Here is a 22,337-nt window from a genome sequence, read left to right as displayed (position 1 = left end):
AAAAAAAGCCCCAACTCTTATCGTTGTATGCGAAAATCTGCTCTTCTGTCAAGTTGCTGCAAGCTGTGCCATGACGGTTCGCCGCTCCTGGCTGCGCTTCTTCCAGGCCGGCTGGCGCTCTCCTCTCCTGGCTGCGCTTCTTCCAGGCCGGCTGGCGCTCTCCTCTCCTGGCTGCGCTTCTTCCAGGCCGGCTGGCGCTCTCCTCTCCTCTGCCAGGGTGAGCCACCGTCTGCCCTGACGACACACATCGCCCAGACTGGCGGGCAGCCGGCAGGAGTAGGCTCAGCCATCTGACGAGGCGGATAGGTCGGCTCCCGGCGCGCTCCCCTTCCCTGCCCTCGCCGACGTTACCCTCTTATTTTATACCGCGCTTTCAAGCATCCGCGTTTCAGCCTCGCTGAGTCCGTAGAGGCGAAAGACCAGGGTGTTGATCTGAGTCTCCAACCTCAGACGTTGTTGGTGCAGGGCCTGGCGCTCCTCAGCCCTGGTACTGGCCGCCAGGCGCTCCTGCAGGGCCATCATGCTGCGCGCGGCGACGACCAGAGGCTCCTGGTGCGCAGCCAGGCGAGGTGGCAAGGGGATCGAGGCCAGCGTTGTCTGATTGAGTTGGGGAAACAGGCGTTTGTAGGCTGTAAATGTCTTATAGAGGTAATAATCGATCAGGCGGCTATTGAGAATGGCGAGCAAAGCCTCATAGGCGAGGCGCTCATCGAGCAGGTGCAGGCTATAGAGCGACTGCATCGTTGCCAGGCCGGCGGTCTCCAACGCTGCCACGCAGCGTCGACCCGTTTTGACCACCACGATTTTGGGGGCCTGGTAGAAGCCAGCGGGTTTCGTCAGCGTATGGACAAAGCGCGTTGGGGGAGCAATATAGTAGCGCGTCACGTTTTCGCCGGCCAGGATTGGCAGGGGGCCTGTCGTGGCCACGCGCCGCTTGCCGATCTCCTCGCCGCGCGAGATGCGCACTCGCTGGCCGAGCGGCTCCCCCTCGTGCTCAAGACGGGCCAGCAGTGCGGCCTCCTCATCGCTTGCATGGACCAGCAGGCGATGGCTGGTGTCTTCCAAAAAGCGCTGCCGGCTGCACAAAGCTCGCGTCTGCACCCCCAGGTGGCCCATGCCCGGGGAGGCTGGCACGTCGCAGGCAATCAGCGGCGGCTGAGCGCCGCGCTCGACGACCAGCACGGCGGCGGAGACGCAGGCGCGGAAGACCGGGCCGCAATGGTAGACGCGCAGCAAGCCCTCGCGCAGCAAGGTAGCGCGGGCCTGGCGAGCCTCATCACGTGCCAGCAGGGCGTCGGGCACCACGAAAGCAAAGCGTCCGCCGGGGCGAGTCAGTTTGAGGCCCTGCTCGATGAAGAGCCAGCAGGCGTCGTACTGCCGGCGCGCCAGGGTAAAAGCTGCCTCCAGATAGGGGCGTTCCGTCTGCGGGCGCTGCTCGCCGAACAGATAGGGAGGATTGCCGATTACCGCATCAAAGCCCCCTGTCTCTGCCTGAGCCTGCCTCTTGAAAACCTGTGGAAAGGCTATCTGCCAGTTGAAGGGAGCGACCCCTGGGCCGCAAGGACTACCCAGAGCGTTGCCGCAGCGGATCGTCATCTCCAGGCGTGGCAGCACTCTGGAGGCCTGGGCCCGCTCGCGCGCGCTGCTCGTGCACTCCTCCAGAAGCAACAAGAAGAGCGACAGACGGGTGACCTCCACCGCGCGGCGATCGAGATCAACCCCATAGATCTGCTCTAGCAGAATGCGACGGCCCTCGGCCAGCGTCAGGCGCCAGCGCCCCTGGCTATCGCGTCGCAGCGCCTGGGGAAAGCGCTCCGCTCCCTCCGCCACATACCGCTCGCGGAACCAGTGCAGTAGGAGACGGTAGAGGCGCGTCAGGAAGGAGCCGGCCCCGCAGCAGGGATCGAGGACGCGCAGGCGGGCGGCGCGCGTCACCTCCGCCTCGCGCTCAAGCAAGGTTGCTACGCTATGGGCGAGGATATAGTCGACAACGGGGGGAGGCGTATAGTAGATGCCGTCCGCCTTCTTTGCGGCTCGTTCCTCGCTCAGGACCAGGCGGCCAGCGGCATCCGTTGTCAGACTCTTCTCCAGAAAATGCTCATAGAGGCGACCGAGCACCGATGGTGAGAGGCGAGCGAAATCGCAGGGAGCCAGGGGGGGATAGAGGGCCTGCAGCAGCCTGCACAAGGTCTCATCGTCCAGTCTGAGCGTTGGGAGCAGCTCCTCTGTCAGCTCGCAGGGAGCGTCGGCCAGGGCCAGGTCAGCCGATGTGGTGCTCCCTGGCAGCCGGGGCCGGGGCCGGGTGCAGAAGAGGCCTGCGGCGTAACGTCGTCCTGCCGCTTCAAAGCGCTGCTGCAGACGGGCGTAGAGCATTCGCTGCTTGCTCAGCTGGTGCAGGCCGCCCGAAGGTTCCAGGCCACGCTCCTCACAAAAGCGCAGGAACAGCAGACGCGCCAGTAGCAGCTGGGCGGCGCGGTTAACATCGTCAGGCGCCAGAGAGGCGTTGCACCGTGCCAGACCCTCGCTGAGCCACAGGCGCCACTCCGCCGCTGCGCGCAGCAGCGCCTCCTCTGCCGACGCGTGCTCCGCGTCCTCGGCCAGGAGCGGAGCCAACAAGGTCATAGCTGGGGCTGGGGACTCCGTACCAGATCCTGAGAACGGCTGCGAGAGGCCTTGCAGCACCCTGGCTCTTCCTCCTTCTCTTGCCTTGCCTTGCCTTGCCTTACGATCAGCGCGGCGGGCGACGGGTGGTCCCGGGCCAGCGCCTCGCTGTGGAGTCGGAGCGAGCCAGCAAGCGAGGCGTATACATCAGCGCCAGACCAGGACCGGGGTCAGCCGCTCGTCGGCCAGCGCAAGTCTCACGGCGCTGAGCACGCTGAGCACGCGCAGCAGGCGGCCTAGCGGCCACGGCGAGCCTGAGCGCGACGAATCAGGGCGTCGGCAGCCACCGCGAGCACCAGGACCACGCCCTCGACCATCTCCTTCACGTCGGTGCCCTGGCTCTTCAAGTCGAGACCGTTCTCCAGGCTACCAATGATCAGCGCGCCCAGAATCAGGGACCAGACCGAGCCTTTGCCGCCGAAGAGACTCACTCCGCCGATCACTGCCGCCGCGATCGAATCGAGCAGGAGAGTTGGATCGATCTGACTGGCCACCGCCAGGCCGCGCGAAGCCGCCAGCACGCCACCGATGGCCGCCAGCGTCGAACACATCGTAAAGACCGCCACCCGAATCAGTGACACATTGATACCAGCGCGGCGCGCCGCCTCGGCGTTGCCTCCAACGGCATAGACATAGCGCCCGAAGGGCGTCTTTGTCAGCAAGAGCCAGCAGAGCAAGATCAATCCGGTCAGGAAAACCACTGACTGAGGCACGCCCAGGTAGGACTCGAAGAGGGCCACCGCGCCCTCGACGATCACCGCCACAATCACGATCTGCAGGAGCAAACGCGCTAGCGGCTGCGTGCGCAGGCCCGCCTGCCGGCGGCGCACGTAGTTGAGCACCACGAATCCAATATAGAGCAAGAGCGCCAGCGTTGGCAAGCCGACACCCAGCACGTCCGGCAGATAGTTATTCGCCAGCGAGACAATGAAGGGGTTATGGATAATCAGCGTGCTCTGTCCGGCGAGCAGGTAGAGCAAGAGACCAGAGTAGCCGATAGAGGCCGCCAACGTCACAATAAACGAAGGGATGCGGATAAAGGCGACCAGCAAGCCATTGATGAGTCCCGCGAGGGCGCCTGTCGCCAGCGCGGCCAGAATTGCCCAGCCCGCTGACATGCCCTGGCGCTCGGTCAGCACGCCCATCACCACCGCGCAGAGCGTACTCACCGCTGCCACCGACAGATCGATCTCACCCAGCAGCAGCACCAGCGTACTGCCCAGGGCCAACACACCGATCTGTGTGATCTGCAGCACCAGATTTGAGAGGTTGCGCGGCGTCAAAAAGAGGCCGCCGGTCGTCAAAGCAAAGTAGGCGGCGATGACCAGCAAGGTCAGCAGCACGGGCACAAAGCCCAGATCGGTGCGCAGGAGCTGGCCCACCGTAGGACGCGGCAACCTGGAGGGCACCTCAACGCTGGTCGTCGGGGCTGGTTGCTTCTGCTTCACAGCTTCACTCATGACTGCAGACCTCCTCCATTCGAGCCATTCGCGTCCACCTCAGCGCCAAACTCCGCGCCGGTGATGGCCGCCACCACGCGCTCGGGCGTCGCCGTCTTCACATCGAAGGTAGCCACGCGCCGCCCCAGGCGCAGCACAATCACACGGTCCACGACCTCAAAAACATCGGCCAGGTTATGCGAGATCACCACCACGGCCAGGCCCTGCTCGCGCAAGCGCTTGATCAAATTGAGCACCTGGCGCGTCTGGGCCACGCCCAACGCTGCCGTCGGCTCGTCCAGAAGCACCACCCGGGCCTGACGCAGAATTGTCTTAGCGACTGCGATAGACTGGCGTTGACCGCCCGAGAGCAGCGAGACCGGCACGCGCACCGAGGGAATCTTGACATCGAGCACGCTGAGCACGCGCAGGGCCTCGCGCTCCATGTGCACCTCAGAGAGCACGGGCCAGAGATCAAGCTCCTCGTGGCCAAGGAAGAGGTTGGCCACCACATCGAGATTATCGCAGAGCGCCAGGTCCTGATAAACGGTCTCGATCCCCAGGCGCGTTGCCACACTGGGACCGGTGATCTTCACCGGTGTGCCCTCCAGGAAAATCTCGCCGCTGTCAGCCTGCTCAACGCCGGAGATGATCTTGACCAGCGTCGATTTACCGGCGCCATTATCGCCCACGAGGCCGACGACCTCACCAGCGTAGACCTCGAAGTCGACATTGGAAAGGGCCTGCACGGCCCCGAATGCCTTGCTGATACCGGTCAGGCGCAGACGTGGCTCAGCCACGCCCGTCTGGCCGGGCCGAGAAGGAGCGGTTGGTGTACTGATCGAACTGTCTGCCATGTGGCCTCCACAATGAGCAAACTAATGACACACATGGCTCATCGGCGAGCAATGGGAAAGGCAGACAGGCCTGGTGGCCGACTGACCGGACGGGTGCCCTGCTCGCCGATGAGCTGGTAATCATGCCCGTTTCGCCTGCCGGTGATTCACAGCTGCTGTCGCGGTCTGTACTGCTATTATATAGCAGCAGGGGGATCGAGAGCAGCCCACTGCGAACCATTCTGCGGCAGGCGGACAGCCAGGGAGAAGGGGATTAGCAGATGCCTCCGGTCCCTGCTGGGAGGCCCTGACAGATCTGCTCTTTGGTCACAAAGCCATCGGCCAGCACTGTCGAAGCGATGTTGGACTTATCGACAGCAACCGGTGTCTCCAGGACCGATGGAATGTTGCCGCCATCCTTGGTCTTGGTCTGGCCGTTGGTCAGCTTCGAGGTGTCTTCCCCTTTGCTGATAGCCGCCACCAACTGGGCGGTCGCGTTAGCCTCCTTGGTGATGGCCTTGTAGACCGTCATCGCCTGCTCGCCCGTCAGGATGTTCTGGATACCAGCGACGGTGGCATCCTGACCGGTGACCAGCACCTTCTTATCCAGGTGCTGAGCCTTGAGGGCGGCGATCACCGAGTTGGCCATACCATCGTTGGCCACATAGGCGATCTGGATATTGTTCTGGTTGGCCGTCAGGGCCTGATCCATCTCGGTGCGCGCCGTGTCGTTATCCCAGCCAGGCGTATAGGTCTCGTAGACCAGCTTCAGCTCGCCACTCTGGAAGAGCGGATCAAGCGCCTGGTGCGCGCCCTGGCGGAAGAGGACGGCGTTGTTGTCGGTCTGCGAGCCGTTGATCATCACGACACGGTCGCCCTTCTGATGATGCTGGACGATGTACTGGCCCTGCAGGTAGCCGACGCGCACGTTATCGAAGGAGACATAGTATGCCAGGTCCTTGGACTGGATCAGGCGGTCGTAGGCGATGACCGGCACACCCTGCTGTTTGGCCTTCGCCACGATGGCGGCGGCGGCATCGCTATCGACGGCGCCCACTACCAGGATGCAGTCGCCGCGCGTCAGGTCGGCCTCGGCCTGGTTGAGCTGCTCGTCCTTGTTGCCCTCAGCGTTGTTATAGTCGACCGTCGCCCCGGGCAGGGCCGCCTTAATGCCGTTGATCAGCGCCGGCTTGTCCTTGGCATCCCAGCGCTCCGAGGTGGCCGTCTCCGGCAGGAGAATGCCGATTTTCATGCATCCTTTGCCATTAGCCGCTCCAGAGGACGAGGTCCCACCTGTGCTACCGCTGCTGCCACAGGCGGCTAAAAGGAGAGATAAGAGCAGCGTGATCGCTACGGCAGCAAATCTGCGCTGTCGGATAAATAACGTCATTGTTCGCACCCTATCCTTTCGTAGAGAACTCTGTGCAATGAGCTAGACAGCAGGCATTGCCTGGTCGCGAGACAGGCCACCACTGAGAAGCAGAGAGTCGCCTGCCTCACTGAAGATGACTCCTCGCCACCCCTGAAGGGGTAAGCGAAGCACGCCGACATCGGCTCTGACCACGGCGCGTCAACCTGTTTGCGCGAGGCTGACGGTGCGCGTGTCAGGCGCATGAGCAGAAAAGCAGGAAAGCGTCGCTCATGCTTTTGTCCGTTTGTTCGCTCGTATGCCTGTCTTCAGAGACATGAAGACCAGACCTTGCCACCGGGTCAGGAAGGGGACGCAGCGCGCCCTCTCCTGCCGGGAGAGATGCCAACCTCCTTTCTTTCCTGATCATCTCGCCGACACTCAGAGGCAAGCGAGTGAGCGGGCAGACGGGCGGACGGGGCAGGGCGATACGGCCAGCCTTTCCCTGGCGGTACCCGAGGCCCCAGGCCCTGGCTAGCGGCTCATAGCGCCACGGCGCACGCCGCTGCTGGCCGAAGACAGACCTGCCGTCGCGGTGGCGCGCTCGCTTTCGCCGCGGGCTGCCGCCTCTTCGCGGGCGATCAAGATGCGTTCCCAGGCTTTAAAGAAGGGATAATAGAGCACAGCGGAAACAGCGAGATCGAAGAACTGCAGGAGGCTGCCGCGAATGTCGCCCCCGGTAGCCACGAAGCCGCTGATTCCGACGGGAACGGTGAAAGGCTGCATCACCATCGGCACATGGACCAGGCCGAAAGAGAAGGCCAGGTAATTGATGGTGACGATGGTGACGGGAACCAGCACGAAAGGGATCATCATGAGCGGGTTCAACGCCATGGGGACCCCAAACGTGACAGGCTCATTGATATTGAAAATCGCCGGTCCCAGGGCGACCTTGCCAACGGTACGCAACTGGGCCGAGCGCGAGCGTAGCATATAGATCACCAGCGGCCAGGTTGCGCCTGAGCCGCCCAGGTGGGCGAAGATGTGGAAGAACGGCTCAGTGACGATGCCGTGGGCGTGGGCCGGGCCGGCGGCGGCGTTGGCGGCCAGGGTGCTAAACCAGAAAGGGGCCGCGATCGCCGTCACGATATTCATCCCGTGGATGCCCACCGACCACAGCAACATCATCAAGATGATCTCCAGCAGGGCCGCTGGATAGCTGTCCTGCACCACCACCAACGGCTCAAAGACCTTCATCAGCAAGATCGGCAGTGTCAATTGCAACGTCACGCGATGGCCGCTGCTGTCGGTCGTCGTCACTGTATGCGAGCTGACGAACCACTCCAGCAGCCAGATGGCTGTGATGAGCAGCACAGCAGGCACCAGCGCCTCGAAGGCGCGCTTAACGTTAGCAGGCACGCTCTTCGGCAGACGGATGGTGTAGCGGGAGCTGCGGAACCAGCGCATGACCTCGCTGGAGAGGATGCCGATCAGGATGGCGATGAGCAGGCCCTGACCGCCGAGATAGGGCAGGATGGTGCCCAGCGTCAGGCTATTGAGGTTGGTGACCGGCATGCTGGCGACCAGGAAGAGGACCATCGCCAGAACGCCCGGCTGCACCGGCTCGGTACGCCGGTACTGGGCAACGCTGTAGGCCACGCCGAAGGCCAGGAAGAGCGCCATGAGCCCAAAGGAGAGGTTGAAAGGCACCAAGATGGCGTTTTGAATGCCTGCATGGGCCTGGAGAAATTGGGCAAAGGCTGGAACAGGCGGGTTGGCGATGATCAGAAAGATGCTGCCCGCGATGATCAGCGGGAGCGTGAAGATGATGAAGGCGTCGCGAATCGCCTGCAGGTAGATATTGCTGGCGATCGCACTCAGCGGTGGTACCAGATAGCGCTCAAACCAGGCGCTGCTCTTCTCGATCATCGCATTCATGGCTGTGCCTGACCTTCCTGCGTCCCTTGCAGGAGCAAGAGCACTTGCTCCAGCACGGCCTCACCGTTCATCGTTGCATAGTGAAATGGCTCGATCAAAGCCACGGGCTTGCCGGCTTCCTGCGCCAGCTTTTCGATGCTCTTGCGCAGATGGCGAATCTGCGGAGCAATGAGTACAACATCGCACTCGTCCAGCCGGTCCATGTATTCGCCGGCGCTCAATGCCTCGACGCTGAGTGTGCAATTGCGTGCTGCTGCCGCTTCGAGCATGCTTTCCACCAGCAGGCTGGTGGACATGCCCCAGCTGCAGACAATCAGGACTCGGATCATGCTCGCTCCTTCCCGCCGCACACTGGCTCGCCTTCCCTTCTCCTATCCTGGCCCTGAGTCTCGACCAGGGGCAAACTCTCCGGAGGAGAGCTGTGAAGGTCCGTGCTTACCACCGCACTGCGGGGTCACTCTTCTCTTTAGCAAGAACTATGCCAGAAATGTGTGTAGCACAGATAGCACACTAGAGGGACGCACCATCTGCTACCTGGACGGCGATGAGTGGGGTGAACTCAGTCCGGCTGTGCCAGTTAAACCCGGCTGCAGTGAGCTGGACAGCAGGGCGGACTGGCCTTCCGGCAAACCAAGCACGTCCCTGGCTCCTTTGAGAGATGTCGCTCGCTCGACTAAGGGTGCTCTGTACTTCCTTTTGCCCTTATTATACGTAGTTCAGCGGGATATGGTGCGGCCTGGGGCCTGGCCACGACCCCAGGCCGCACATATACCGGGTCTGCGGTGGGTGCTGAGAGCCGTCGGAGAGGATCAGGGGCGGGCGGCGAAGATGTCGAGCTGACGCAGAATGCAGACGATATTGTAAGCCTCTTCATCGGGGAGGAAGCGCCCGACCTGCTCTCCCAAGAGCTGCAGCGCGTGGCGGCAGATCGAGAGGTCGCGAGCAAACTGCTGTTCGACCTGGTGGCGCACCGCCTCGCTCACCAGCATCCCTTTGTAGGGGACGCCGCGCTCCAAAATACAGGCCAGGTGGAGCATCAGGCCGGCCAGGACTTCCATCGGGAAGCTCTCGCCGACCTCGACCTCGATCAGCTCGATCATCCGATCGAGCAGGGGCATAACGCGCGCCGGATTGAGGAAAATCATGCGCTGGTTGAGGGTCTCCGTGAGCTGGCGCACCAGATCGGCGCGGCGTGAGAAGAGCTGCGCCTGACTCGCCTGGGTCCCGTTGCCATCGCTCAGCGCTTCCCCCAGGGAGGGGCAGCCTGCGGTCACTGCACTGGCCAGGGGCAGCGTGAGCGGGGTCGTCATCGCTGGCTCCTGCTCGCGCCCGGCTTGCAGTAGAGCTGGATCGATGAGCGTCTCCCCCAGCAGGGTGCGCAGGCGGGCCAGGCCATCGCCGAAGAGCAGATCCGTCAAGGGGATAAAAGGATAATCGTCCAGGTGTGGGTTAATGGTGCCCACAACGGCGATCACCTGGCGGTTGCCGACGAGTTGCTGGATGTCCTCGCGCGTCTTGTAGGAGAGCGTCATATCCATGCACAGGATATCGATCCCCTGCCTGTGCAGACCGGGCAGGGCTTCATTGATCAGCTCGGCAATCTTGGCGGCGCTGCCGAAGCCCGTCAGACACACTGAGAGAATCACGCGCCCGGCCTCGCGGCTGGAGCCTTCTGCGCCGCTCGTGGGCAATGGCTCAGTGTGGCGCTCGCGGCTGCTGCTACGGCTGCTGATGGCGCGGTTGAGGGTCAGGCTCTCGGCCAATTGGTCGAGACTCAGATCGCGCGAGCGCTGAGCGCGGCGCACTGCCTCGATCACCAGAGGAGCGCTGACGTCGGAGACCGTGCGCACGCGCACGCCGGTCTGTTGCTCGACTAGCTCACTCAGGGAGAGCAAAGAGACAAAGTCGACGAGGAGCAGAACGCCGGCCCCCTGGTCGGCCACGCGCACCCAACTGGCAACCTGGGCCACCAGCTCGTCGGGCGACTGCTCCAGCGACAGCTCGACCCAGCGCACCGTTCTGACGCCGACCAGGGTATTGGCCAGCTCGGCCAGGCCGGCGGCGATGCCGCGCCCGTGGGCGGCGACCACAATGCCAACCCCAGGCTGCTCGCTGCTGAGCAGGCTATCGGCATGGGCGAGGAGCACGGCCAGCACATCGACCTCGCTCTCGGGCAGCGGGGCCTGGAGGGCGCTGCGCAGCTGAGCCAGGGCGGCGCGCGCTACCTCATATTCGCGCGGATAAGTTTCGGCCACGGATTCGATGACCGAAGCGGGGACCTGGTGGCCGCGGGCCAGGTGCTCCAGCGTGCTGGTGACGTGCATGGCCAGCACGAGGGCCAGCTTCTCGGGCAGGTCGCGCTCCAGGCGCTGGGCGGCGTAATCGACCACGGCGCGGCAGGCGGCGGCGACCTGCTCGTCGACCAGGTGCGGGGCTGCCTCCTGGCGGGCCCGCGTCACCTCGTCGGCGAAGCGCTGGAAGTAGTGCTGGATCTCTAGCTGCAGGAGACGATTGACTTCGCTGTCGGTGAGGCCGCTGCGGCGCAGCGCGCGCACCTCCTGGCTGATGGTCTCGTAGAGGTCGCGGGCCGAGTGCGGGAGGACATCGAGGCTGAGGCCGGTGGGGGTGAAGATGTGAGCAACCTTGAGGACGTCAAGCAGCGGCTCCAGCGAGCGCTGCAGCTCGGCAGTGCGCAGCAGGCCGCGGCGCACGTGATCGGGCAAGATACTGACGTCGACGTGCAGCTCGCTGAGGTTGCGCGTGCGGTAGTCGAGATAGGCACGGGCACAGAGGAGCTGGATGTCGGTGCGCAGTTGCCCGATGTTGCCCGGGCATTCGTAGAGCAGGAGGGCCTGGATGACCTGGGGTTCAACGTGGATGTTGGCGCCGATGCTGCTGCATTCGGTGGTGAAGAAGGCGCGGATGAGGGCGTAACGCTCCTGCATTGAGCGCTCGGCCAGACCAGGTAGGGTGATGAGCATGGGAATGCGCCGGCGGAAGGTCGGCAGCAAGGTGACGCCGGGGTCCTCGGTGGTGGCGGCGATGAGCAGAATGCTGGCCTGCCGCTCCTCGACGTCGCCCAGACGGCGGAAGCGCTCGCGATCCATCAGGTAGAAGAGCATCTCCTGTCCCTCGGGCGGGAGGCGATGCACTTCGTCGAGAAAGAGAATGCCGCCGTTCGCCTGCTCGACAAGGCCCGGGCGGTCGCGCTCGGCCCCGGTGTAGGCCCCGCGGACAACCCCAAAGAGGTGGGCCATGAGCAGCTGAGGATTGCCGGCATAGTCGGCACAGTTGAAGGAGATGAAGGGCGCGTTGGGAGGTAAGGCTCCAAATTCGATGGCAAAGGCATGCATCAGGCGGGCAAAAGTGGTCTTGCCTACGCCACTGGGGCCGCAGATGAGAGTATGTAGCCCGTGCGGCGGGTAGAGCATGGCCGCCTTCGCCTGCTGGATAGCGACCTTCAGTCCTTCGTCGCTCCCGACCAGCGTTTCGAAGCTGGTAACTATGGCTCCACTTTGCATGGAGGCCACCACCACCGGCAGCTTGTTGGGAGCCTCTGGTCTGACCAGCTTCGGCAGATCTGGCTGCTGGCGAGTGGCCGCCGGGGCCTGCGTTTGCTGGGTCTGCTTCTGCTGCGACTCCCTGGCCGACGATGGCTCTGACCCGACCGGCAGCGGTGACGGTTGGGGTGAGAGGCTCCTGACAGCGAACAGGACAGGACGGCCAGGAATGCGCTCGACCTTCCCCTCCTGTGCTAACTGGTTGAGGTCACGGCTGGCATTGGTGCGATCAATAGCGGCGCGTTCCGCGACTTCTTCGGCGCTGAACCCTCGCTTGCGCCTGAGCGCCGTGCCTTCGGGGGCAGCGGCGGCCTCCGCACACATGGCGCGCAAGATTTCAAAGACGCGATCTTTGCGCAGCAAGCGATGTCTTCCTTCTGACTGACCAGCTCAGCGGTTTCCCTGTCTGTTCAGTGTTCAGTTTAACACCACTTGCCCGTAAATACAACCGGGCGGCGTTCCTGTCTCGGGACGGAAAGAGCTGGACCGGCCACCGCTGCGGCGATTTGGCGACGGACCTGTGAAGTGGCAGTACACCTGCCGCTCGCAGGCAGGTGTTGCTGGAAAGGGGTGAGCCTGGCAAACAGGACTGTGCTGACCTCACGGGCTGTCTGGCTCGGCGGGCGCTCTAAAGGCAGGCTCTCAGGCATCGCAGCGGTTATAGATCTGGGTGAGTGCCTGGCGAAAGGCGGGATCAGTCGGTGAGACATGGTGGTCCGGGGTGATCACGACCATCAGTTCCCAACCGGGCACCGTTGGGAAGCGTTTCAACGTATAGCGCCAGTGCTGTTGCTGTAGTGCCTGCACAATGGCTGGCTTGCTCTGATCCTGATGGACGAGTAGTAGCAGGGCATAGTGAGCTGCATGGAGCACTTTCTGACTATAGGCCGGTACACGCGCACGTGGCTCAGTCACCAGAATCTGCTGATTGGTGACAAAGGTGATGGGGTTGCCGACCCAGGCGGTCGCCAGGGCGTAGCTGATGTGCTGCTGGCGCAGATAGGTGATGATGGGTGTATAGTCACCCGGTGCCTGAACGCAGCCGGAGGTCTCGAACGTGTTATGCGTGTTGGCCACCGTGTAGGCCGAGAACTGCGTGCTGAAGTAACAGATCAGCAGCAGCACCAGGAACGTGGGACGCAGCAGCGACTGCCAGAGGACGGGCTGCTTACCCGGATGGGGTGCGCGCGGCTCTGCCCTGGCTTCTGTGCTGGGTGAGGCAGCTCTAGAAGCGGAGGCATCCTGTTCTGTCGCGGCGGCGCCATACAACGTGTATAGAAAGTGACAACTTCGCGCAGTATGTGGAGCCGGCTGCCTGGGGCGGCGATAGGATGTCCAGCGTGCAGCATATAGAGAAAATTCTCCCAGCTATGTTGTGCGCCGTAGATGAGCGCTGGCCCCAATCCCAGCAGCAGTGACGGCAGTGCCGCTGGTGCTGGGAAGAAGCCTGCTTTTAGCCGGGCCCATTGATTGCTCTTGCTCTGGCCTCTCTCGCTCTGCTTGTGCTGTCGCGGCCATGCCTGCCAGAGGAAGCCAGCGAGCCAGAGGGCCATCGTGGCCAGAGCGTAGGCGATCAAGGGATCGATCCAGAGGCCCAGGCCGATCAGCAGACCGATTCCTGCCCAGCGCCAGGCTAACTCGCGCCGGCTGGCGCCCTGCTGCCAGCGCTGAGTCAGGCGCAGCGTTGCCCAGAGCAGCCAGAGCATCACGATCATGGCCTCGGTATAGCCGCCGTAGGTGCGTAGTTCCAGCACGGCATCGTAAAGAGGGGGCAGAGCAGCGATGGCTGTCGCCACTATCAGGAAGAGCCGGCGAGGGCCTGCGCGCAGGCCGGCCTCGCTGGCGAGGGCCTCGCCAAAGTGCCAGGTGAGCCAGACGAGGAACAGCGAAGTACAGCTCATCGCGATGCGCAGGACCAGTACCGATGGCCCGGCGATGGCGAAAAACAATGCAATGATATAGGCTTCCAGGCTCCCCATATAGGGCTGCCCGTAGTAGTAGATTGGCCACTCGCCATGCAGGATGTTCTCCGCCTGGATGCCGGTGAGCGCCTCGTCTCCTTCAATGACCGGGTTGTGACGAATCGCCAGAAAGAGGCGCACAGCCAGGGCCAGCGCCAGACAAAGAAGGAGCTTTGGAGTGATGACAACCTATGTGGCTTTTTTTCGCGCGCTCAATGTTGGTGGGCACGGTGTGGTCTCCATGCCGGCGCTGAAGAGGATGCATGAGGCCCTGGGACTGCAGGCAGTCAATACGTATATCCAGACGGGCAACGTGCTCTTCACCAGCGACGAAGGTGACGCCCTGAGTCTGGCTTGTCAGATTGAGGGGCGCTTCCTCCAGGAGTTTGGCTTCGCCAGCCGGGTCGCCCTGCGCAGAGCCGCTGATCTGGAGGAGACCATACGGGCGAATCCTTTCTTGCAAGAGGCCGAGCAGGCGCCTGAGCGTCTCGTGGCACTCTTCCTGATTGCAACCCCGTTGCCAGAGGCAACCACAGCCTTGCAGCGACTGGCGGCTGCGGGACCCGAGCAGCTGCAGCTCTCGGCGCATGGTCAGGAGCTGTATGTCTGGTATGCCCATGGGATCGGACGCTCGAAGCTGACGACTCTGGCCCTTGAGCGTGCCCTTGGCTGTCCTGCCACAGGGCGTAACTGGAAGACCTTGCTCCAGATAAGGCAGCTTCTCCGGCAAAGGCAAGAGGGAGAGTGGGCGTAGCCTGGGAGAGAGCGGCATCAGGGGGTCAGAAGAAACCAGCTCGCCCGCCCCGCTGTCCTCTCGGCGGAGCACCGGACCGGCTAGAGTAGCGCCCTCCTGGCTTGGGACAACGGTTGCGGGCGAGGCAAAAGTGAGCTGCGACTTCACTCTGTTCCCAGACGTGTCAGCAGATTGTTCAGACGGTTGACGAAGCTGATCGGGTTCTCCAACTGGTCGCCGCTGCTGAGCACGGCCTGATCGAAGAGGACCCAGGCCCAGTCGGCGAAGCGCTCCTCGTCCTGTTCATGGCGCAGGCGCTGAATAATCGGGTGCTGCGGGTTAATTTCCATGATTGGCTTATCGGCGGGCACGGCCTGGCCGGCAGCCTGCAGCAGGCGTTTCAAGTTGGGATCGATGCCGCCCTCGTCGACCACCAGGCAGGCGGGTGAAGTTGTCAGGCGAGTTGTCGTGCGCACATCCTTGACCTTGTCGCTGAGGACCTTCTTGAAGCGCTCCAGCAGGTCGCGCACCTCGTCGGCGCTCTTCTGACGCTCCTCCTGCTCCTGCTTATCCTCTAGCTTGCTCAGGTCGACCTCGCCGCGCGCAATCGACTGGAAGGCCAGACCGCCATACTCTTGCAGTTCGTGCTGCACGAAATGGTCGATGGGGTCGGTCCAGATCAGGACCTCGACGCCCTTCTGCTTGAAGATCTCCAGCAGCGGGCTATCCTTGGCGGCCTCGTAGCTTTCGGCCAGCAGGTAGTAGATCTTATCCTGGCCCTCTTTCTTGCGCGAGACGTAGGTTTCCAGCGAGACCGACTGCTCGGGACCGCTAGTCGTTGATGCGAAGCGCAGCAAGCGGGCAATCTGGTCCCGATTGGCCTTATCCTCGACCAGACCCTCTTTGAGGACGCGCCCGAACTCGCGCCAGAAGATAGCATACTTGCCCGGCTCCTTCTCGGCCATATCGCTGAGCAGGCCCAGGATCTTCTTCGTCGCCGTGGCGCGCATTGTATCGATCAGGCGGTTCTGCTGTAGCATCTCGCGCGAGACATTGAGGGGCAGGTCATCGGAGTCGATGACGCCGCGCACGAAGCGCAGATAACGCGGCAGCAGCTTATTTTCGATATCGTCCATGATATAGACGCGGCGCACATACAGCTTGACGCCGTGATGGCGCTCGCGCAGCCACAGGTCGAAAGGTGCCTGTGAGGGAATGAAGAGCAGGAGCGTATACTCGTGGGTGCCCTCCATGTGGCTGTGGACCCAGGCCAGCGGGTCGGCGAAGTCGTGTGAAATGTACTTATAGAAGTCCTTGTATTCCTGCTCGCTGATTTCGCTCTTGGGGCGGGCCCACAGGGCTGAAGCCTTATTGACGACCTCCTCCTCGTCCTTGCCCTCGACCTTCATCACGATGGGGAGCTGGATATGGTCCGAGTACTTGCGGATGATCGAGCGCAGACGGTAGCCATTGAGCAGCTCGTCCTCGCCCTCGCGCAGATGCAGAATGACGTCGGTGCCGCGGCCTGGCTTCTCGATGGTCTCGATCGTATACTCGCCCTGGCCGTCGGACACCCAGCGCACGCCCTGATCGGCGGGCAGGCCGGCGCGGCGCGTCAGCAAGGTGACGCGATCGGCTACCACGAACGAGGAGTAGAAGCCGACGCCAAATTGACCGATGAGCATGGCATCTTTGCGCTGGTCGCCGGTCAGCGACTGGAAGAATTCGCGCGTGCCCGACTTGGCGATGGTACCGATATTCTGGATCACCTCCTCGCGCGACATGCCGATGCCGTTGTCGCTCACCGTGATGGTGCGCGCGTCGCGGTCATAGGAGACGCGGATCTTGAAGTCGGCATCGCGCTCGTAGAGGTCGGGGTTCGAGAGCGCGTCGAAGCGCAGGCGGTCGATGGCATCTGATGCGTTCGAGATAAGCTCACGCAAGAAAATCTCTTTATTGCTGTAAAGAGAATGAATCATGATGTCAAGCAATTGCTTGACTTCCGCCTGAAAGCCCAGCGTTTCCTTATGGGTTTCAACTGGCATGGCACACCTCCATATTAGCTACGCAGATCCCTGGGAAGCCTGGTGCATCGCGTCGGTCGGGTTTTAGCGAGTTGGCTTGTATGTGGCCTCTTCCGCTCTGCGGTGGTATGGTACACCTCCCCACGGTACATATGATGCCATAGGCTGTGTTAGAAGAGTGTGGGAGAAACGTTAGAAATCTGTTAGCGCCTGGCTCTCTCTCAGGCGCTAGCAAGCCTGCCCTGCTCTGCGTGTGCTGCCAGAGCCAGGGCCAGGTCAGGAGAAGAACCGGCCCGTCGTCCGCTGTATTAGGGCTGGGCCGGTCTGCCGGTGCTGCCGTTGAGGGAGCGAGCGGGCTTGGTGTTCGCTATCGTCAGGCTCTGGCTTGCTTGAGGGCTGCCGCCAGCCGGAAAAGCCCAGGCAGTGATGGGAGGGAGATTGATCAGGAGTGGACAGAGGGCGGACAGGTGTGGCGAGAAGGTAGCCAGCGGGACAGCGCCCGTTGCTCTCTGACTGAGAGGGAGGTAGCAGCGTGACGCGAGCGGCTCAGCGTCGGGCAGGCCCGGCTTTGAGCAGCCCAGCGAACTGGCGCAGGCCCGTGCGACTAAAGCCAAGAGTTCCCCGGCCCCAACAAGAATCTGCAAGCTCAAAGGAGGGATCTTGCAAATCTGTCTCGTAGACACGGGTGAAGAGCAAGCTAAAGTTGCCATGACCATAGCGGTAACTAGTCTTACCAGGGCCATAGGGAGGCAGCTGAACGACACGCATCCCTTCGGGGAGAGTCTCCAGAGGACGGACAGACTCTTCTGGTTCGTAGCGATACCAGAGAGGAGGTGATGGCTGTCCGTTTCGGTCTTTGCGTAAGAAGAGGGGGTCAAGCCGCCAGGCTTTGAGATCCTCAGAGCTGAGGGGATAGAACAAGGGGGCAGAAGGAAGTGGATCGATGGATTCCTGCAAAAGACCTTCGAGAAAGTCTACAACGAGCATGAGGCGGTGGGGAGAAAGCGCGAGATAGCCAGCTCCTTCCTGATCGGGAAGGAAGGGGGATGTATCATCTGAAGGGTCATCGCTGAAAAAATCTTCATCGAGGTGCAGCGGACGAAGCTCGACAAAAAGCGGGCTGGCAGGCGGCAGTAGGCGATAGCCGAGCACATCGGCTGTCCAATCCATCATGTGGGCCAGGTAGAGGGATGAGCTAAAGATCAGATAGCGCCAACCCTGGGCCTGAGAGCGGTTTAATCTGAAGAAGGCAATATCATCAGAGGAAAGGGGATCAAGGTGTTCTTCCTGGTCCATGCTATGACTCTGCTCCCTTCTTGTTGGGACTGGCGAAGTCGGCCCTGGAGGGTCACAGCCTGGCCGCGCCTGTCCTGCAATGCTACTATGGATGGCCAAACTTCCAGCGCTCGCACTTGAGCGTTCTGAACAACCGGCGAAGGCTGGCTACTCCAAGATCGCTTGGGTCAGCCGCCAGGACAGGGGTGTCGGTGATGCCGGCCCGCTTTCCCGCGGCGAGCAGTCGGTTATCGAGGGTATACCATGCTCCATTATCGAGATAGGCAGGATCTCCACGCAAGCCGCCGCGGGAAAGCGGGCCCCGGGCGTCCATCTCTGGAACCTTGCGAAAGACACGGATGGGCAACAGATCGTCAGGGGTAAGCCTGCCGCTGCGAAGATCTGCCGTCAGATCATCGATTCCCAGCAGGCGAGGGCTGGCAAGCTCCCGCCTATCTCCCAAGAAAGAGGCTGTGGCAGGCTCTGAAAGAGGGCTAAAAGTTGGTGGGCGGCTGGCAAGCCCCAGCCGTTCCAGGCGAGTTTGCAGCAGGTTGAGGAGTGAGCGCAAGCTCGCCTGGCTGAAGCCGAGTGTGCCTCGTCCCTGAGAGGAGTCTTCCAGCTCGAAAGTGGGCTTGCCCAGGTCTTCAGGATAGACGCGCGTGAAAACGAGATGCAGGATAGGCTTCGCTCCTTTGTTTTATCTCCTCAGCTCGACGGATATTCCCTTATTAGGAGTGGTGAACTTCCAGATCTGGTTTTGTATGTCGTTCAAAGCCTGATCACTGGCATCGAGGTCGGGGACGAGCGCCGTGATCTCCTTGACATTCGCCATCTTGAATGTGTAGAGGCGACGATTATCGCGAGTATACCGCTGGCCATCTTCCAGCCTAATCAACCTCAATGCTGGTAGTCTTCATCGCCCTTGGCGCGGCTGAAAAATATAGTCAGCGGGCGCTCTTGCTGCGAGCCCGCCTTACCCAGTAGCTTCGGGAGGCCCTCTTGCAGACCTTTCTCAATGGCATCCTTCGTCACGGTCTCCAGGAGGTCCTTTAGCAGCGTCTTCTCTGTGGGCTTGGAGACGCCCTTCATCGAGGTCGTTGTCAATAGGATGAAGGGGAGGTTCTTTTCGGGGTGTTTAGCTGTGCCGGAGGGGTAGCAGCGGAGAAGGCACCGGTCTAAAGGTGGCTTTCCCCGCTGCTGGCGTCAATTATCCGGGTATCTGCTCTTTTGGAAGTCGGGGCGCCTGCTGGGCCGATTAGCTAGGAGAGGAGGGTGGAGACGGGCCAGAGGTCGACAGAGAAGGGGGAGAGGGAGGCGAGGAGGGAGCCGTCGGGTGACCAGGCGCAGGGGGAGGAGGCAGGGAGAAAGAGAAGGGGAAGGCCAGGGCGGACGGAGCGGATTTCAAGACCTTGTAGACCCTCGAAGGCGAGGAGGGAGCCGTCGGGTGACCAGACGGGAGCAAGGAAGGCGTGACAGGGCCAGCGGTGCAGAAGGCGGCCCGAGGAGGGGTCCCAGAGATGGAGAATCGAAGAAGCGGGGGGATCATTGGGGGAGTCGCTGGAAAGGGAGGCGATGAGGGAACCATCGGGAGACCAGGAGACGGCGTAGATATCGTGGTGGTGACCATAGTAGTGCAGGAGGGGCTGGAAGGTATCGGCTTGCCAGATGGAGATGGTTGGAGGGAGCAGATCGGACCAGGCGGTGACGGCGAGGCGAGAGCCGTCGGGGGACCAGGCGAGGGAGGGGGACCAGCATTCGTGCTCGAAGGGCTTAGTGAGGAGAGTCTTGCCGGTGAGAGGGTTCCAGAGGTGGATCAGGCCCTCATCGTCGGCGGAGGCGATGCGGGAGCCGTCAGGGGACCAGGCGAGGGCGACGACTTTGTAGGAATGGGAGGTATAGCGGCGGAGGAGGCGGCCGGAAGGGGTGTGCCAGATGGCGACGGTGTGGTCTTCGGAGGCGGAGGCGAGGAGGGAGCCGTCGGGGGAGCAGGCGAGGGCGGAGATGGGCTGGGAATGGGCGTGCAGGAGCAGGGGGGGCTGGCCGGGGGAAGGGTGCCAGAGATGGAGGAAGCCAGCTTGATCGCCGATGGCGAGGACGGGGGTGTTGGGGAGCCAGAGGGCGGTAGTGAAGTGGTGGGCAGAGGCAGGGAAGGAGAGGAAAGGCTGCTTAGAAGAGGTGTGCCAGACGGTAACGGAGTACTCCTGTAAGGGCGGAAGGAGGGCTGAGGAGGAGTAAGCCTGGGGATTGGGGGAGGAAGCACAAGCGAGGAAGGAGCTGTCGTAGGACCAGGTGAGCGCGAAGCTGGAGGAGGAGGGAAGAGAAAGGCGGTCGAGGAGGTGACCGGAGGAGGTCTGCCAGAGGGAGAGGGAGCCATCAGTGGAGGCGGAGGCGAGGAGGGAGCCATCGGGAGACCAGGCGAGGGCGGAGATGGGAGAAGGAGAGGGGGCAGAGAGGCGGAGGAGGAGCTGGTTGGAAGGAAGATGCCAGAGGGAGAGGGAGCCATCTTTATGGCCGAGGGCAATCAGGGAGCCGTCGGGGGACCAGACGAGAGCGGAGATGGGTGCAGGGGCGTGGTCAGGGAGGCGGAGGAGGAGCTGGCCGGTGCGAGAGTCCCAGAGGTCGCCGACTGTGGTGAGGAGAAGAGAGCCGTCAGGGGACCAGGAGAGTGGAGGAAGGGAGCTGGCGGGCCAGGAGCGGAGGAGAGAACCGGAGGAAGGGTCCCAGAGCTGAAGCTGGCTCTCGATAGAGAGGGAGCCGTTGAGCAGGCCCTCAGTGGTCGAGGCGAGGAGGGAGCCGTCGGGTGACCAGGAGAAGGCGCTAATAGGTCGGGGGTGGGGGAGCCGATAGAGGAAGAGGCCCCGGTGGGACTCCCAAAGGAGGAGGGCGTGTGAAGGGTGAGAGTAGGAAGCGAGGAGGGAGCCGTCGGGGGAGAGAGAGGAGGGAGAGGGATGGTCAGGGAGGCGGGAGAGGAGCTGGCCGGAGAAGGGGTCCCAGAGGTGGCCGGAGCTGGAGAGGAGGAGGGAACCGTCGGAGGACCAGGTCAGATGTGAGGAGGCGGGAGCGGGCCAGGAGCGGAGGAGGGAGCGGGAGGAGAGGTCCCAGAGCTGGATCTGATCGGAGATAGTGGAGAGGGCGAGAAGGGGGGCGTTGGGAGCCCAGGCGAAGGAGGTAATACCGGAGGCCTGAGGGCCGTAGTAGCGGAAGAGGGGTTGGAGCATGGGAAAGACCTCCTTTCGTGTGAACAGGGTGAGCGGGAGAGAGGGCGAGCAAGAGAGCTGGCGAGAGACAGGATAGGGCAATGAGTGGGGGAAGTCAAGAGGGGGAGGCGAGGAGAGAGGAGACGGGCCAGAGGTCGACGGAGAAAGGGGAGAGGGAGGCGAGGAGGGAGCCGTCGGGGGACCAGGCGCAGGGGGAGGAGGCAGGGAGGAAGAGGAGAGGGAGGCCGGAGCGGACGGAGCGGATTTCGAGGCCGTGGGGGCCGTCGAAGGCGAGGAGGGAGCCGTCGGGGGACCAGACGGGGGAGTGGGAGGGACGGCAGGGCCAGCGGTGCAGAAGCTGGCCGGAGGAGGGGTCCCAGAGATGGAGAGAGTCGCGGGAGGCGGAAGCGATCAGGGAACCATCGGGAGACCAGGAGACGGCGTAGAGATCGTTCTCGTGGCCGTGGTAGTGCAGGAGGGGCTGGAAAGAATCGGCCTGCCAGATGGAGACGGAAGGGGGGATGTGAGAGGAGCGGAAGGCAATAGCGAGGCGAGAGCTGTCGGGGGACCAGGCGAGAGAGGGGGACCAGCCTTCGTGACTGGAGTGCTTGAGAAGGATCTGATGCGTGAGGGCATTTCGGAGGTAGATCATGCCGCGGCGGTTGGCAATAGCGAGGCGAGAGCCGTCGGGGGACCAGGCGAGGGCGGAGATGGGACAGGGAGCATGCTGAGGGTCATCGAGTTGGCCGGAGGCGGTTTCCCAGAGGCGTCTTACTAGGAGGCCGGAGGGAGTATTGAATATGGTGAAGGAGCCGTCTTCTGAGGCGGAGGCGAGGAGGGAGCCGTCGGGGGAACACGAGAGAGCAGTGATGGGCTGGGAATGGAGGCCTAGGAGCAGAGGGGGCTCAGTGTTGTGGGGATGCCAGAGATGGACAGAGCCGTGCTGATCAGCGGAGACGAGACGGGAGCCGCTGGGGAGCCAGAGGGTGGTAGTGAAGCGGTGGGCGGAGGCGGGGAAGGAGAGGAGAGGCTGCCGAGCGGGGAGGGACCAGACTGAGAGAGAAGGGTCCTCGTGGGAGGAGGCGGCGAGGAGGGAGCGATCCTGAGACCAGGAGAGGGAAGAAATAGGGGCGGGGGCAGGAAGGGCGAGGAGATAGAGGGGCTGGCTAGAGGATGGGGACCAGAGGGTGATAGAGCCATCAGTGGAGGCGGAGGCGAGGAAGGAGCCGTCAGGGGACCAGGCGAGGGCGGAGATAGGGGAGAGAGTGGGGGTGGAGAGGCGCAGCAAAGGCTGGCTAGAGGATGGGGACCAGAGGGTGATAGAGCCATCAGTGGAGGCGGAGGCGAGGAAGGAGCCGTCAGGGG

Annotated in this window: 16 protein-coding genes; 1 reads left to right on the top strand and 15 read right to left on the bottom strand. The window is 62.8% G+C overall.

The window, feature by feature from the left end; all coding sequences use genetic code 11:
- Nucleotides 1-360 precede the first annotated feature (360 nt).
- The 9 genes from BGC09_RS17210 to BGC09_RS17170 all read right to left on the bottom strand — a co-directional run bounded on the left by BGC09_RS17210 (nt 361) and on the right by BGC09_RS17170 (nt 13,884).
- The gene (locus BGC09_RS17210) at nt 361-2,682 is read right to left on the bottom strand and encodes an N-6 DNA methylase family protein (RefSeq protein WP_069805470.1); all 2,322 of its coding nucleotides are present in this window, start codon (nt 2,680-2,682) and stop codon (nt 361-363) included.
- Between the two features lie 215 nt (nt 2,683-2,897).
- On the bottom strand, nt 2,898-4,121 hold the full coding sequence (locus BGC09_RS17205; protein ID WP_069805469.1) for a sugar ABC transporter permease: 1,224 nt from the start codon (nt 4,119-4,121) through the stop codon (nt 2,898-2,900).
- The gene (locus tag BGC09_RS17200) at nt 4,118-4,957 is read right to left on the bottom strand and encodes an ATP-binding cassette domain-containing protein (protein ID WP_176728960.1); all 840 of its coding nucleotides are present in this window, start codon (nt 4,955-4,957) and stop codon (nt 4,118-4,120) included. The genes BGC09_RS17205 and BGC09_RS17200 overlap by 4 nt, the downstream gene beginning before the upstream one ends.
- Before the next feature lie 253 nt (nt 4,958-5,210).
- Complete coding sequence (locus BGC09_RS17195; protein ID WP_069805468.1) at nt 5,211-6,326, bottom strand: sugar ABC transporter substrate-binding protein; 1,116 nt, start codon at nt 6,324-6,326, stop codon at nt 5,211-5,213.
- Between the two features lie 492 nt (nt 6,327-6,818).
- Entirely contained in the window at nt 6,819-8,222 is a 1,404-nt protein-coding gene (locus BGC09_RS17190) for a PTS sugar transporter subunit IIC (protein WP_084659042.1), read from the bottom strand.
- Nucleotides 8,219-8,551: a PTS sugar transporter subunit IIB gene (locus BGC09_RS17185; protein ID WP_069805467.1), complete on the bottom strand. Its 333-nt coding sequence runs from the start codon at nt 8,549-8,551 to the stop codon at nt 8,219-8,221. Before BGC09_RS17185 ends, BGC09_RS17190 begins: the two co-directional genes overlap by 4 nt.
- Before the next feature lie 480 nt (nt 8,552-9,031).
- Nucleotides 9,032-12,145 carry a sigma-54-dependent transcriptional regulator gene (locus BGC09_RS17180; RefSeq protein ID WP_069805466.1) on the bottom strand — a complete coding sequence of 1,038 codons (3,114 nt, stop codon included), beginning with the start codon at nt 12,143-12,145 and terminating at the stop codon, nt 9,032-9,034.
- A 279-nt stretch (nt 12,146-12,424) separates the two neighbouring features.
- Nucleotides 12,425-12,907 (bottom strand): hypothetical protein, encoded by a 483-nt coding sequence (locus BGC09_RS17175; RefSeq protein ID WP_069805465.1) that lies wholly within the window; start codon nt 12,905-12,907, stop codon nt 12,425-12,427.
- Entirely contained in the window at nt 12,895-13,884 is a 990-nt protein-coding gene (locus BGC09_RS17170) for a glycosyltransferase family protein (RefSeq protein ID WP_069805464.1), read from the bottom strand. Before BGC09_RS17170 ends, BGC09_RS17175 begins: the two co-directional genes overlap by 13 nt.
- Nucleotides 13,885-13,924: 40 nt before the next feature.
- Between BGC09_RS17170 and BGC09_RS17165 the strand changes: the two genes are divergently transcribed.
- Nucleotides 13,925-14,497, top strand: coding sequence for a DUF1697 domain-containing protein (locus BGC09_RS17165; protein ID WP_069805463.1), 573 nt, complete (start codon nt 13,925-13,927; stop codon nt 14,495-14,497).
- Nucleotides 14,498-14,640: 143 nt separating this feature from the next.
- Here the strand turns inward: BGC09_RS17165 and htpG are convergent, their stop codons facing one another.
- From htpG to BGC09_RS22285, 6 genes are all read right to left on the bottom strand, one after another.
- Nucleotides 14,641-16,521 (bottom strand): molecular chaperone HtpG, encoded by a 1,881-nt coding sequence (gene htpG / locus BGC09_RS17160; RefSeq protein ID WP_069805462.1) that lies wholly within the window; start codon nt 16,519-16,521, stop codon nt 14,641-14,643.
- 525 nt (nt 16,522-17,046) lie between these two features.
- A complete protein-coding gene (locus tag BGC09_RS17155; protein WP_069805461.1) occupies nt 17,047-17,796 on the bottom strand; it encodes a hypothetical protein in 750 nt (249 codons plus the stop codon).
- 85 nt (nt 17,797-17,881) lie between these two features.
- Nucleotides 17,882-18,109 (bottom strand): hypothetical protein, encoded by a 228-nt coding sequence (locus tag BGC09_RS22615; RefSeq protein ID WP_141727835.1) that lies wholly within the window; start codon nt 18,107-18,109, stop codon nt 17,882-17,884.
- Between the two features lie 363 nt (nt 18,110-18,472).
- Entirely contained in the window at nt 18,473-18,676 is a 204-nt protein-coding gene (locus tag BGC09_RS17145; RefSeq protein ID WP_069805459.1) for a hypothetical protein, read from the bottom strand.
- 358 nt (nt 18,677-19,034) lie between these two features.
- Nucleotides 19,035-20,993: a WD40 repeat domain-containing protein gene (locus BGC09_RS22290; RefSeq protein ID WP_084659041.1), complete on the bottom strand. Its 1,959-nt coding sequence runs from the start codon at nt 20,991-20,993 to the stop codon at nt 19,035-19,037.
- A gap of 94 nt (nt 20,994-21,087) precedes the next feature.
- Nucleotides 21,088-22,337, bottom strand: a 1,250-nt coding sequence (locus BGC09_RS22285; RefSeq protein ID WP_176728959.1) for a WD40 repeat domain-containing protein, incomplete at its 5' end; no start/stop codon positions are given.

The organism is Thermogemmatispora onikobensis, assembly GCF_001748285.1.
GTDB classification, from domain to species: domain Bacteria; phylum Chloroflexota; class Ktedonobacteria; order Ktedonobacterales; family Ktedonobacteraceae; genus Thermogemmatispora; species Thermogemmatispora onikobensis.
The sequence above is the reverse complement of the archived record's forward strand: the minus strand, read 5'-3'. Positions and strand labels throughout refer to the sequence as shown.

Excerpts from the sequence above, each read along its gene's own strand:
- BGC09_RS17205 (WP_069805469.1), bottom strand. The coding sequence starts at position 4,121 with ATGAGTGAAGCTGTGAAGCAGAAGCAACCAGCCCCGACGACCAGCGTT.
- BGC09_RS17200 (WP_176728960.1), bottom strand. The coding sequence starts at position 4,957 with ATGGCAGACAGTTCGATCAGTACACCAACCGCTCCTTCTCGGCCCGGC.
- BGC09_RS17195 (WP_069805468.1), bottom strand. The coding sequence starts at position 6,326 with ATGACGTTATTTATCCGACAGCGCAGATTTGCTGCCGTAGCGATCACG.
- BGC09_RS17190 (WP_084659042.1), bottom strand. The coding sequence starts at position 8,222 with ATGAATGCGATGATCGAGAAGAGCAGCGCCTGGTTTGAGCGCTATCTG.
- BGC09_RS17185 (WP_069805467.1), bottom strand. The coding sequence starts at position 8,551 with ATGATCCGAGTCCTGATTGTCTGCAGCTGGGGCATGTCCACCAGCCTG.
- BGC09_RS17165 (WP_069805463.1), top strand. The coding sequence starts at position 13,925 with ATGACAACCTATGTGGCTTTTTTTCGCGCGCTCAATGTTGGTGGGCAC.
- htpG (WP_069805462.1), bottom strand. The coding sequence starts at position 16,521 with ATGCCAGTTGAAACCCATAAGGAAACGCTGGGCTTTCAGGCGGAAGTC.
- BGC09_RS17155 (WP_069805461.1), bottom strand. The coding sequence starts at position 17,796 with ATGGACCAGGAAGAACACCTTGATCCCCTTTCCTCTGATGATATTGCC.
- BGC09_RS22615 (WP_141727835.1), bottom strand. The coding sequence starts at position 18,109 with ATGGACGCCCGGGGCCCGCTTTCCCGCGGCGGCTTGCGTGGAGATCCT.
- BGC09_RS22290 (WP_084659041.1), bottom strand. The coding sequence starts at position 20,993 with ATGCTCCAACCCCTCTTCCGCTACTACGGCCCTCAGGCCTCCGGTATT.